Source organism: Pseudophaeobacter leonis (assembly GCF_002087335.1).
Lineage (GTDB): Bacteria > Pseudomonadota > Alphaproteobacteria > Rhodobacterales > Rhodobacteraceae > Pseudophaeobacter > Pseudophaeobacter leonis.
The window spans coordinates 1-12240 of the sequence record NZ_MWVJ01000107.1 but is presented as its reverse complement, the minus strand read 5'-3'; the positions used below and the strand labels follow the sequence as shown (position 1 = coordinate 12240).

11 protein-coding genes and 7 pseudogenes are annotated in these 12240 nt (G+C 53.4%); 13 read left to right on the top strand and 5 right to left on the bottom strand.

Features of this window, described 5'->3' with window-relative positions; translation table 11 throughout:
- The 5 genes and pseudogenes from B4968_RS23580 to tnpC form a co-directional block, all read left to right on the top strand.
- Positions 1-263: pseudogene (locus B4968_RS23580) on the top strand (hypothetical protein); the annotation flags it as partial.
- A complete protein-coding gene (locus B4968_RS26315; protein ID WP_420916574.1) occupies positions 173-439 on the top strand; it encodes a spike base protein, RCAP_Rcc01079 family in 267 nt (88 codons plus the stop codon). The pseudogene B4968_RS23580 and the gene B4968_RS26315, both read left to right, overlap by 91 nt.
- A 68-nt stretch (positions 440-507) precedes the next feature.
- A complete protein-coding gene (tnpA, locus tag B4968_RS23275; protein WP_162843580.1) occupies positions 508-894 on the top strand; it encodes an IS66-like element accessory protein TnpA in 387 nt (128 codons plus the stop codon).
- A pseudogene (gene tnpB, locus B4968_RS20255) lies at positions 891-1238 on the top strand (IS66 family insertion sequence element accessory protein TnpB). The gene tnpA and the pseudogene tnpB overlap by 4 nt, the downstream one beginning before the upstream one ends.
- 60 nt (positions 1239-1298) lie before the next feature.
- On the top strand, positions 1299-2798 hold the full coding sequence (gene tnpC / locus B4968_RS20250) for an IS66 family transposase (RefSeq protein ID WP_083101084.1): 1500 nt from the start codon (positions 1299-1301) through the stop codon (positions 2796-2798).
- Between the two features lie 518 nt (positions 2799-3316).
- Here tnpC and B4968_RS20245 read toward each other — a convergent pair.
- The 3 genes and pseudogenes from B4968_RS20245 to B4968_RS23270 all read right to left on the bottom strand — a co-directional run.
- Complete coding sequence (locus B4968_RS20245) at positions 3317-4882, bottom strand: hypothetical protein (protein ID WP_083101080.1); 1566 nt, start codon at positions 4880-4882, stop codon at positions 3317-3319.
- A 1-nt stretch (position 4883) separates the two neighbouring features.
- Positions 4884-5633, bottom strand: coding sequence for a glycosyltransferase family protein (locus tag B4968_RS20240; protein ID WP_083101079.1), 750 nt, complete (start codon positions 5631-5633; stop codon positions 4884-4886).
- A gap of 337 nt (positions 5634-5970) precedes the next feature.
- Positions 5971-6099 (bottom strand): annotated as a pseudogene (locus tag B4968_RS23270) (IS3 family transposase); the annotation flags it as partial.
- Between B4968_RS23270 and B4968_RS20230 the strand changes: the two are divergent.
- Positions 6096-7190: pseudogene (locus tag B4968_RS20230) on the top strand (IS110 family RNA-guided transposase); the annotation flags it as partial. The pseudogenes B4968_RS23270 and B4968_RS20230 sit on opposite strands and share 4 nt — an antisense overlap.
- A 198-nt stretch (positions 7191-7388) precedes the next feature.
- Here B4968_RS20230 and B4968_RS20225 read toward each other — a convergent pair.
- Positions 7389-8288: pseudogene (locus tag B4968_RS20225) on the bottom strand (transposase); the annotation flags it as partial.
- A 60-nt stretch (positions 8289-8348) separates the two neighbouring features.
- Between B4968_RS20225 and B4968_RS20220 the strand changes: the two are divergent.
- The 4 genes and pseudogenes from B4968_RS20220 to B4968_RS20210 form a co-directional block, all read left to right on the top strand.
- Positions 8349-8492: pseudogene (locus tag B4968_RS20220) on the top strand (DDE-type integrase/transposase/recombinase); the annotation flags it as partial.
- 194 nt (positions 8493-8686) lie between these two features.
- Positions 8687-8809, top strand: coding sequence for an IS110 family transposase (locus tag B4968_RS23265; protein WP_241525885.1), 123 nt, complete (start codon positions 8687-8689; stop codon positions 8807-8809).
- A gap of 93 nt (positions 8810-8902) precedes the next feature.
- Positions 8903-9196 carry a transposase gene (locus tag B4968_RS24880; RefSeq protein WP_083101077.1) on the top strand — a complete coding sequence of 98 codons (294 nt, stop codon included), beginning with the start codon at positions 8903-8905 and terminating at the stop codon, positions 9194-9196.
- Between the two features lie 8 nt (positions 9197-9204).
- Positions 9205-9624: an IS3 family transposase gene (locus tag B4968_RS20210; RefSeq protein ID WP_083101076.1), complete on the top strand. Its 420-nt coding sequence runs from the start codon at positions 9205-9207 to the stop codon at positions 9622-9624.
- 168 nt (positions 9625-9792) lie between these two features.
- Here B4968_RS20210 and B4968_RS23685 read toward each other — a convergent pair whose 3' ends face one another.
- Positions 9793-10203: a hypothetical protein gene (locus tag B4968_RS23685; RefSeq protein WP_162495051.1), complete on the bottom strand. Its 411-nt coding sequence runs from the start codon at positions 10201-10203 to the stop codon at positions 9793-9795.
- Between the two features lie 46 nt (positions 10204-10249).
- Between B4968_RS23685 and B4968_RS20200 the strand changes: the two genes are divergently transcribed.
- The 3 genes and pseudogenes from B4968_RS20200 to B4968_RS20190 all read left to right on the top strand — a co-directional run.
- Complete coding sequence (locus tag B4968_RS20200) at positions 10250-10612, top strand: transposase (RefSeq protein WP_420916576.1); 363 nt, start codon at positions 10250-10252, stop codon at positions 10610-10612.
- A gap of 671 nt (positions 10613-11283) precedes the next feature.
- A complete protein-coding gene (locus tag B4968_RS20195) occupies positions 11284-11970 on the top strand; it encodes a c-type cytochrome (RefSeq protein WP_083101083.1) in 687 nt (228 codons plus the stop codon).
- Positions 11971-11993: 23 nt separating this feature from the next.
- Positions 11994-12240: pseudogene (locus tag B4968_RS20190) on the top strand (NAD(P)/FAD-dependent oxidoreductase); the annotation flags it as partial.

The window sequence follows — 12240 nt, the reverse complement described above, 5'->3', positions numbered from 1 at the left end:
TTGTTGTTATGTCAGAGGACGCAAAACCGCCGCACCTTGTGTTGCCACCGCTGGCTGGTGAGGAACGGGCGCTGGCGGCGCAATATCCGACGCCCAAGGGTGTGCCGGACGCCGAGGTGAACAATAACCTGTTGGGTGCGGCGCTGGATGTGCCCACCACTACGATTGACAAATGGCTGGTGCTGCCAGAGGCCGAGCGCATTCCCTTTGTGGAGCGCGGCACCAATGGCCGCTCATATGTGTTCCGCCTGTCTGTGGCCTAGGGGCGGACCACTTCAATGGGGGAGGCTCAATCAATGGCCCGGCCTTTGATTTGGTTCCGGTCACCCCTTCTGCCTCTGCGGATTTGGGTTTTGTCGCAACCGGGCTTTATGTCCAGAGCGGTGGACAAGTCACGTTCAAAACGCGGCCGGGGAAACCCGCAGTAAGCGTCCGGTGAGCCTGCCTGACGAGTCATAGAGTATGTTGATAGTGTCCACCATTGATAGTGGACATCTTGAGGGCAGTATGGCGGGCAAGAAGGGTCCGAAGAAGCGATTTTGGGCAGATGAGGAAAAGATCTCGATCTGCGGACAAACCTGCGCGTCGGGCGTTTCGGTCGCGCAAGTTGCCCGGCGGTATGCGATGAATGCCTATCTGATCCACAAATGGTTGCGTGATCCCCAGTTTGCGCCTGACCTGGAGATCGTTGAAGAACAGGTTGTTGAGACGCTGTGCTTTCTTCCAGTTGAGATTGTTGATCGGCCCGGTGCCAACGATACGGCCCCGGCACTTGCTGCCAGTTCCGCGCATAGCGCGATTGAGATCGATATCGCGGGCGGGCATCGCCTGAAGATCATCGGTAGTTACGATCCCGAAGCATTGGCTCGGCTCATTCGGGGCCTTTCGGCATGATCCCTGTTCCGGCGAACACACGGATCTGGCTTGCGGCTGGCGTGACCGACATGCGGCGTGGCTTCACAACGCTGGCCGCGTAAGCCGAGCAAACGCTGAAGCAGGATCCGTTCGCAGGCCATCTGTTCGTCTTCCGTGGTCGGCGCGGTGACCTGATCAAAATCATCTGGCGGGATGGTCAGGGCGCATGCCTGTTTAGCAAACGACTTGAGAAGGGTCGGTTCGTGTGGCCATCAGCCAAAGAGGGCAAGATCGCCCTGACGGCTGCCCAATTGGCGATGCTGCTCGAAGGGATTGACTGGCGTGTGCCGCAACGCAGTTGGACACCGCTCAAGGCGGGATAAATCGGTAATGCACGCACGGGGGGGATTCCCGTCGCGCAGTTGTTTTGCTATGGTTCAGCCATGCTGGACGTGTCCAAATCACTGCCGAAAGACCCTGATGAGCTGAGACAGTTCACAGCGCTTTTACTGGCTGAGGTGAAGTCGCAGGCGGTCTTGATCGAGAAGCTGCGGCATCAGTTGGCGGGTCATCGCAATCACCGGTTCGGAACGTCGTCGGAAAGCATCGAGCAACTGCAATTGGCCCTGGAGACCAGCGAGATTGCGGTTGCAAAGATGACGGCAAAGCTGTGTCTTCCTGACGAGGAACCGAAGGACAAGCCAAAGCGACGTCCGATCCCCGATCACATCCCGCGTATGGAAGTCGAACTGACCACTGGTGATGACGATTGCGCCCAATGCGGTGGCGGCCTGCGCCGTCTGGGCGAAGATGTAACCGAAGAACTTGAGCATGTTCCCGGCCGCTTCATCGTGAACCGCATCGTGCGGCCACGCTTTGCCTGTTCAGGCTGCGAAGCCTTCACACAAGCCGCATTACCATCACGCTCTATCGAACGGGGCCGCCCTGGTCCGGGCCTACTGGCGCATGTGTTGGTGAATAAATACGCCGATCACCTGCCACTCTACCGCCAAAGCGGCATCTTCGACCGCGACGGGATCGATATTGACCGTTCAACGCTGGCTGACTGGGTCGGTAAATCCACAGCCCTTCTGGAGCCCCTGGCGGATGCCATCGGGCGGCATGTTCTGGCCGGGCAAGCGATCTTAGCAGACGACACGCCGGTGAAGATGCTGGCTCCCGGCACTGGCAAAACCGCAACGGCGCGGCTCTGGGCCTATGGCAGGGATGAACGGCCTTGGGGAAGCGAGGTTGCGCCCGCCAGTTGGTATCAGTTCTCGCCAGACCGCAAAGGGCAACATCCCAAGGACCACCTCGAAAGATACCAAGGCTGGATGCATGCGGATGGATATGCCGGGTTCGAAGACCTCTATCGCTCCGGCGATATCCGCGAGGTTGCCTGCATGGCCCATGTCAGGCGCAAGTTCGTCGACATCCACAGGGCTCAAGGTTCGGCTTCATCTGCGAAAGCCATTGGGCGCATCGCACAGCTCTACGCGGTCGAGAAGGACGCGCGTGGATCGCCACCAGATCGACGGGCTGATATCCGGCAAGCCAAAGCCAAATTGATCTTTGACGATCTGGAAGCCTGGTTGCACGCTCAATTGCCAAGTATCTCTGGCAAATCGCGTCTGGCTAGTGCAATTCGCTATGCCCTGACGCGCATGGCACGGCTCAGGCCTTACCTCGACCACGGCATCTTGGAGCTGGACAACAACACGGCCGAGCGGGCGATGCGATCCGTCGCCAATGGGCGCAAGAATTACCTGTTTGTCGGATCACAGACCGGTGGTCGCGCCGCTGCCATCGCATACACCCTGATTGAAACCGCGAAACTGAACGGTATCGATCCGCAGGCATGGCTCGCCGATACCCTTGCCCGCATTCCAGACTACAAGATCAACCGTGTCGATGATCTGCTGCCATGGAAAGCCGCTCCATAGGGCGGTCAGACCGGACGCTTACAACCCGCATAATTCACGCGGCCCAGGACAATTTGTTTTTGCCGGTTGGCGTTTTGCAGATCTTGGAGACCGGCACCGAAACCAAGGCCTTTGATTGGATTTGGGTTCTCAAACCTTATGGCGCCTAACCTAAAAAACTTGGAGCGCACCCATGCTGCCAAACGATTCCCCCGAATACAGGGAGGGCGCACCCCTTCCTGGCTTTCGGCCGGTATCGGATGCCCTGCGCGCCGTCCCTCCAGCGCTTTCTCCGCCGTCTCGGATTTCTGTTTCTGAGGCGGCGACCTGCCGCAAGGTGATTGCGGGCGGCCACTGGACGTTCTGGGACAATGCGGTGGCCCCCTACATGGGGGGATTACCCTCGCCTCTAAGTTCGTACGGGGAAAGGGGGGGGCGACTTCAACCGATTTTGTGCTACAAAACCCGTGTGCCACCTATCCAGGGAAACTGGTGTTCGAGTGTCTCAGCGGTGAAGTTTCGCGACTGGGAGCCCCAAACTATTTGGTTGGGGGGCGTTCAAAAAAACTCCATGTATCTGTGAAGCCGGGCACTTCAATATTATTGATAACTCGTGTTTGGTCTAGTCGCTGGAACACATTTCCACTTGCTTTTACTCTTAAAAGGAACTCTTGGAGAACCAACCCAGCGACCTCATCACGGTATGATATTTCCAGAAGCAAAGCGTTGGTATTCAGCATTAGGTCAGTTCCCCCTACCGAAAATCTGTCTAAACCCCTGAATTTATTTAGGGTTTGAGGTGAGGTGTGTTCATAGATTGCATCTTGCTCGCGCGCTTCAATTGAACGTTCCCCTTCGTAGATCTTGATCATGTTTGCGTAGAAATAGCCTGTTCCTCCAATAAGCCTTTGGTGTTCATTTTTTCCGTGGTCCATGAACGTTTGAAGTGTCGAAATTAGCCATCTAGTCGAAAGTTCATTGACGAGGAGAGCCCCCGTTTCGTCCCAAATTCTGTGAAAGAGGTTGCGAGCCAGTTCAGTGTGCTCAGTGTCCCTGCGCAAATAGCTAATTGTCATTGCGTTCAAGTGAGCAAGCTTGGAGTGGCCACGTAGATGGTATTCAAGGATTCGGAACTGATCCTCCATTCGGGCTCTTGGAATGTCTGGTAGGGTCACATCAGAGGGGAGGGTGTCTGAGGCCAAGGCTGACAGGTCCACGCTCACTTCAGGAAGCGTGTTCGTTACCTTTTGCCTAGTTACACGTTTGAGTACTCTGTGAAAGAGCTTCGGGATTGGTTTGGTCACCAAGTGGTCTATTCTGGGAGGCCAAGGAAGTATATCAGGCTTGCTTTTCGAAAGCCTAGGCTTCCAACCGTCCAAAACTAATTTTTTTGAAAACCATGCCGTTGCAGTGGAGCTGGACAACCGGTTGATACGTTCTAGGATTTCTATTGTATTGTCTAAGGGAGCATTGTTCAAAACGATTTCCCTTTCAGGAGTATTCAAGTCTGGAATTGTAGCTCCAGCCACTTCTAGTATTTTAGTTACACCTGAAGAAGGTGCCTTTGAGTATTTGAAGACACAAAACTCACTGTCCACTGCTTCAATTGGAGGGCTGAGCTTTTCAGACCATTTGAAACCTGTCTCATAGTAATCGCGAAAATCACTGAGGCTATGAAATTTGGTTCTATGTTTGAGGTGCTGAACATAGCAGCTACGCATCCACTCCTGCTCGTCTCTTTCAAAAAAGACAAATTTTATACGATGGGGCCGTAGAGCGCGACAGATTATTCTAATGTTTTTTGTTAATTTCGGGTAAACTCTTCTTTTTCTAGTTCTCCCGATCAGGTTTCCAGAAAAGTCTTCTTGAGATAGGATGATTGTATTTTCAGGCGCCGAGGTTAAAGAGGTTGATATTTTCTTTAAGACTTTCTCGGCCTCCTCAAAACGTTCGTTAGCTAAAAGAAGCGCGGCTTCGTGAATGTTAGGGTTGTGGAGGAAAAGAATTCCCTGACTTGATAGGTTTTCAGTTTCTTGCGATAGGCGTTTTTGTATGGAAGTAGTACCCGTTTTGTGAGGCCCAATGTGGATCACGATGGTCTTCATTTTATGCATTCCTTAGCCAGTGCTCGTCGACTCTTTGCGCAAATTTGACATTTATTTCTCTGTATTCTTCGAGAATTTCCGGAGCCATTTTTGCGGATTTTATATTCCGCGACCAGTTGGCTTCAGATGCAATCTCTGGGTTATGCTCAAAGGTTGTGAATTTGTCGCTGAAAGGTATGCAGAGCACCTTTCTACGTAGGAGTTGTGCCCAAAACACACCGTGATATGAACTGGTAACAACCACTTCTCCACTCGATATAAAATCTACAACCTCTTGGATTGGCCTATTTGAATTGGTTAAAAATGGGATGCCCTCAGGAGCTACAAAATCAGGAGTTTTTTTTCTGTGGGCGAAAACTACAACTTCATGACTAGGCTTAGAATAAGTGTCAAACGCCGTGTCCATGCAGCTAGAACAGGGAACGAAATCTAACTCGCCTTTCCATTCGAAATTCCGTGTGCCAAACAATCCGAACTGTTCAGCCACTCTACGCACCTGAACGTCCCGCTTACCTTTCGGAGGAATTCCCACGCCCCATGCCACCAGACTGTTGATTTCCTCAAGTGTGTTGCTATTTGCAATTTTTTCGATCTGCCCGAAGATGAGACCTCCGCCGAAAATGGAGCCCGTAGCAACCGTCCGTGAGACATCTATTTTTGATGGAGTCAGCTGGTCTTTGAAAAAGTATTTTGACGGCCCACATGCTCGATCCCCCACATTGTCAGCGGCGCAGTGAAAATAGTTCTTCATGTAATTTCCTCGAAAAACAACCTGTTTCGAATGGATTAGCCTACGGAGAGGTGCCCCAGTGGAAATCAAGGCCAGACCTCGGTTTCGGTGCAATCGATTGTTAAGGTATCCAGTAGTCTAGGTCCATTGGTAATCCTCCCCAAAACTAGGGGGATGGCGGGGTGGGGTTTTCTCAGCACGATACCTGAGGGGAAACTGATTAAGTTAACTAAATTTAACGATTTCCAGCATCCTTGCGATGCTGCGCCACGCGGAAGGCGGCGTGCCGGTGCTCGGTCCGTGAAGTGGTTCGGCAAAACTCGACAGGCTGCTAAGATGCCCCCCATGGCTCCCTCATTCATAACGAGAGTTTGCGAGTTTGGATTTCATATTCCTTGTCTTCGTTTTGGGCAAGCGCGTCGTGCGCGGAGCCCTCAAATTGCTCAAGCGCTAGACGCGCTTCTGCGGGTGTTTGATTGCGGAGCGACCGGGAATTACCACCGCGCCATAGCTTATCATCTGGCCGCAGCAGGCTTTGAGATGAAGCTGGTATCTTCGGTATCATTGGCCCGCACACGCGAAGCCCTTCATAACAGCTGGGACAAGAATGATCCCAAGGACGCCCAGGTTATCCTGCACATGATGGAGATCGGGAACACCCAGTTCTACCACGACCCACTGACGTGCGGCACCAACGACATTCAGGAGCTATCAAAGACGCGTGACATCGTGTCTAAGTCCAAGACCGAGCTGTGGCACCGCATTCTGACGCATTATCTGCCGCTGTATTTCCCCGAGGCGGATCGCTTTCACCGCAGTTCACGCGGTGATTGGTTCTTTGCTTTTCTGGAGCGATATCCTTCACCCCACTTGATCTCAGCTATGGATAGGGATGCGTTCATCGCTGAGGCTTGGGACGTAGTGGCCCGAAAAGTCGCAAAGGAACCGTTTACTTACAAATATATAAGAGATTTCCAAAACATCCGTGGGCCTGCCTGTTGGCCCGGATTCAGACGCAGTTAGCATGTTCCGTTTGGTTCTTGGTGAGGGACGCAATCTGATCGTACAGCGCAATCAAATCGAACGCCGCTCAGTGGAACTGCTCAAAGACCTCCCTGACTACCAGCTGCTGACATCTGTCCCAGGGATTGGCCCTATCAACGCGCTGACAATTCTGGCGGAGGCTGGCGACCTTCGCCGTTTCAACCATCATCGTCAGTTCTTGAAGTTTTGCGGGATGGATCTTGCAACGATCCAGTCCGGCACATTCCGTGGTCAGACCAAGCTCTCAAAATACGGCAACGCGCGCTTGCGGCGCACTCTCTGGATGGCCGGACAAGTCGCCGTTCTCCAAAAGACGAACAGCTTCCGTGACAAATTTGAGCGATACATTTCCAAAGACCGTCACAACACCCATCTGCGCCGCAAGGCGTATACGGCAATCGCCGCGAAGATGGCCCGTACAGTTCATGGGATCATCAAACATGGCGAACCATATCGCCCTTTCTTGGAGGGGTGATCGACAGCAGTAGGACCTTTCTCTGTAAGGGCCGTGGAGGCAAACATCTGACCTCGTAGATAATGTTTAGGCCTTCTGCTCAACGACCGAAGATCTCGTCTTAAGGACGGTGAGAGCCGCAAAAGCGTACTCTGTGTTTGTTATGGGAGAGACAGTTCGTTGACCAAAATGCCAAACTGAGCCATGCTTCGAACGTGTCGAGACGCCTCGATGCGATAATAACCTGACGCCAAAACGACCAATCATTCCGCGCATAGGCCGTTGTCCGAGCGAATGTAAACAGGCACACCACGCAGGATAAACAGGTCGGTCAGCGCATCGATGACCTCTGTAGAGTTCAGTTTCCGCTTCACCCGGATCGTCCCGCTGCCCGGCAGGCGATGTGTGCATCGCCGAGAGGGGGCATTCCCGGCTGTGTTCGTCCAGAATGTTCAATGTCCTGAAAGCCCTGCCATCATCGGTTCGGTGATGTACGAAGTCGTACGACCAGACATGGTTGCGATGTTCGGGACGCAGCCGGACACATGATCCGTTGTTCAGCCACAGTCGCCCTTTCTTCGGTTGTTTCATAGGCTCTTTGAGCCCCTCACGTCGCCACAAACGCTCGACACGTTTGTCATTCACTCGCTGCCCGGCAGGCGATTGCAAAGCAATCTGCCGAGAGGGGGCCCGCCTGCGTCCCTCAGCAAGGAGCCACCCGGCGGTAGCCATATCGACCGTACTGACGTGTCAGCTCGATCATGTCTGCGACCAAGCGATCTTCGTCATCACGCCCCTGTGGTGCTCGACGTTGCGTGGATCGGTGCTGGCCCAGGACGCGACAAACGCGACGCTCAGAAACCTTCATCTATCAATGCAGGCACGTCGGCGTGAGGGGCTCAGAAGTTTCCCGTTGCGGCCTCCCTTAAGATCAGCTTGTCCAACGTCAGATCCGAAACCGCTCGCCGAAGGCGCTCGTTCTCTTTCTGAAGGCGCTTCAGTTCTTTCAGTTGTTCTGTGCCCATTCCGCCGTACTTTTTCTTCCAACGGTAATATGTTTGTTCGGTCACTCCGATCTGCCTGATCGCGTCTATCCGAGGCATGCCTTGCCCCATCAGCACTCCAACCTGCCGTAACTTCACGACAATCTCTTCAGGCTTAGGTCTCTTAATGGCCATCTCAGGTCCTCCGCTTTCCTAACTATAGGCGCGGACCACTTCTTTGGGGGAGGCTCAAACATGGCTATCGCATTCAGGGCTCCACTCAAAGGCTGCATTCATCACACGGATCGCAGCAGCCAATACTGTTCGCACGACTATCAAAAGATCCTGCGGCAACATGGCTTCAAAGTCTTGATGAGTGGCAGAGGCAATTGTTATGACTGTGAGTATGGTATTGCGGCTTGATGGCCTGACCGATGTTACGATTGAGCGCGTGTCATTGTGTTGACGTGTCGACCGTCAAGTCGCCCCGGCAACGGGCGAGATGTGACCTCATAGAAACCTAGCGGTCTGCGTACCATCACAGTTCTGTCTCCTCGGATCGATGCCTAGGCATTCTTAGCAATGAGGGCATCATGAAGACCAAACATCCAGTAGTCATCGGCATTGATACGCATAAAGCAACGCATGTCGCTGTTGCGATTGATATGCAAGGCAGCCGATTGGCTGTACTTACAATTCCCGCCACTCCAAAATGATATCTGGAAGTTGTGAGCTACCCCCTTAAATTCGGACACGGACATAAGCTGCGATTTGTTGTCTGCTGATCTTCAACACGAAGGAGATCAGGAATGTCGAAACGGAAGCAACATCACCCAGAATTCAAAGCCAAGGTGGCTTTAGAGGCTCTGAAAGGAGAAGAGACGGTCAGCGAGCTCGCAAGCCGATTTGCGGTGCATCCCACGATGATCCACCAGTGGAAACGGGCGTTACTGGAAGGCGCGTCGGGTGTCTTTGAACGAGGTAGCCGGAGAGCGCCGGAAGTCGATGAAGAGCAGGTCAAGGACCTTCACGCCAAGATCGGGGAGTTGGCCGTCGCCAACGATTTTTTGGCAAGAAAGCTCAAACCCTGGACCGGCAAGTGAGACGTAAGATGATCGAGCCAAATCTGCCCGGCCTGTCTGTTGGCAAGCAATGCACATTGCTGTCGCTCTCGCGGTCATCGTTTTACTATGAACCGAAGGGCGAAAGTGAGATGAACCTCGAACTGATGCGGGTGATCGACAAGCAGTTCCTGGAAACGCCGTTTTACGGGGTGCGTCAGATGACTTGGCACCTGCGGAATGACGACCACTTGGTCAACGAGGAGCGGATCAGACGCCTGATGCGGCTGATGGGCCTCATGCCGATCTATCAAAAACCCAACACCAGTAAGGCGGCGAAGGGCCACAAGATTTACCCCTATCTGCTGCGTGGGTTGCGCGTAGAACGGCCTAACCAAGTTTGGTGTGCAGACATCACCTATCTGCCCATGCGGCGCGGATTCCTGTATCTGGTGGCCATCATGGATTAGCACACCCGAAAGGTTCTGTCTTGGCGCATCTCAAATACCTTGGAAGCCGACTTCTGCGTCGATGCCCTGAAGGGTAACCTTTCCCTGTATTGTTATTGCCTCCCCGATAGTGGTTACTCCCTGCTGACTACCCTAGCCAAAAAACACCTAAGACAAAGGACCCCCTGACTATGACCAAGATAGAGGACCCTTTGATAGATCAATCAGCCCTTTGTCATGAAGCGACTGAATGATCGGGACGAGCTTCTTGGACAGGTGCAGGGCATTGTAGCGAGAGTTGGTGTTCCAAGCATTCACCGACATGGAGACCCCAATACAGAGTTCAGGATCCTCCAACCAAGCCACATACAAGTCTAGGATCAGCACCCTAAGCTGTTTCCTGAACGCCATCTTAGGCTTCGGCCCACGGCCCCCTATGACCTCCTCTGGCAGGTACTCCTCCCACACCCTATCCACGAACTGAACCACCTCTGGATGGTCTGACCACTTGTGAACATCGATCGGGCGGGAGTGCCAAGGGTAGCGCTGTATCAGCAATATCTGGAGCTGGACCGGCGGGTCAAACGGGCCGCTAGCCATGATGGGGTCTGCCTGAGATTGATGACGGGTCCCTGGAGTTGGCCCCATTGCAGCACTGACCTTTAAAGCGGCTGTCGATGATCCCACGCGGTTCAAAAGATCCCGTACGGTGGGCGCGCATTTTGGACTTACGCCTCGACGATACCCACCGGGAGAACATGACAACCCAGGCCGCATATCAAAGGCTGGGGACAGTGATGTCCGTGCTGCACTTTACGCAGCGGGCTATGCGCTGCTCATGCGAAGTATGGCGCAATCGCAAATCAAGTCTTGGGGAATGCGCTTGATGCGTACCAAGGGTCGACGCAGAGCGGTTGTTGCTGTAGCGCGAAAGTTAGCCGTTCTGCTCCATCGCATGTGGATTGATGTGACGGAATTCCGTCAGGACCAGGTGGGAGGCACGGCATGATCTAAAACGCCAACTACCCAATTCTAACGGGGTCGTCCTCACCGGACGAGGTTCGTGGAAGAAGCCGAAAAAGTTCGCAGCGCATCTTGAAGCGCGCCAGGAAGTAAGGCTCTCCACTGCCGATCCAACACATGCGTGCAGCGGTGCCATCAGAGCATCAACCAGACTGCGAAGAGAAGTGTGACCCGGATGAGTGACAATGACCCAGAGAACAAGGAAAACGAGCTTGACCCAAACACCCAATTAGAGAAGTGACATTTGCAAAGTTTGACGGTTTCCCCAACAGCGGCCTTTCGTGTAAACTGCAGTGGATGGCAGTAGAGAGCCTAGACTGCGTAATGCTGCGATGCGCACGAATGTCGGCTGCAAATCCAATGTGTCCAAAGACATTACGGGTTCACCTTAGGTTTTACAAAAGGTTTTTGCGCGGAAATTCCTAAAGGTTTTGTCGGCCGAACGACCGATGACCAAGACGTCATTTGCATTTGAGTGACAAAGCCCACATTCGAGCGATCACGTATAAATTATGGATCATGATATGGCCAATGAAGCCAATTGTTGACTTAGCGACCACATTCACTAGTGTGAATATTTAAAAAACCACCGATAGGTCTGCTGTGCCGATTGCAAAAGCCGAAAACGAACGGTCCTATTCGAATTGGGCCGGATCAATGGCCCTTGGCTTGACCCTCCCATTTCCCGCCGCTGGAGCCTATGCAGACGAAATCGGCGACCCCGAAAACGGTGCCAAGGTCTTTCGCAAATGTTCGGCCTGCCACCAAATCGGTGACGGCGCGGTAAACAGGGTAGGCCCGCATATGAACGGTGTCTTTGGTCGATTGGCTGGATCAGTAGAGGGGTTCAGATATTCTGAATCGATGGATCGTGCTGGGTCTGACGGCGTCGTCGGGACCCGAGAGACGCTGGACGCGTTCCTGGAGAACCCAAAATCGCTGGTGTCTCGATCCCGGATGAATTTCAGAGGCTTGCCAGCCGCCGAAGACCGCGATGATCTCTTGGCATATCTAAGAATTTTTTCCGATGACCCCGCCAATATTCCAGAGGCAGAGCCAACGGCTCAGGCAACCGATCACGGCCTTGATCCTGAAATTCTGGCGCTACAGGGCGACCCGGAATACGGCGAATACTTATCGACCGAATGCACCACCTGCCATCAAGTTGATGGTAGCAACGATGGCATCCCGGCGATCACCCAATGGCCCCAAGAGGACTTTGTGATCGCAATGCATGCCTACAAACGCAAACTGCGTCCGCATCCTGTGATGCAAATGATGGCCGGACGCTTATCGGACGACGAAATCGCGGCCCTTGCGGATTATTTCAGTGAACTAAAATAAAAAACCTAAGGGAGGAAGACCAAATGAAACTAGATAGACGTACCTTTTTGGGCACGGCCACTGCGGCGACTGCAGCTCTGTCGGCGCCAATGGCATTTGCGGCTGGTCACGGAAAACCAAACGTCGTGGTCGTAGGTGGCGGCGCAGGAGGCGCAACAGCCGCACGTTATATAGCCAAGGACAGCGCGGGCTAGATCAACGTCACACTGATCGAGCCGAGCCGGGCATATTATACCTGCTTTTTTTCCAACCTCTATATCGGCGGTTTCC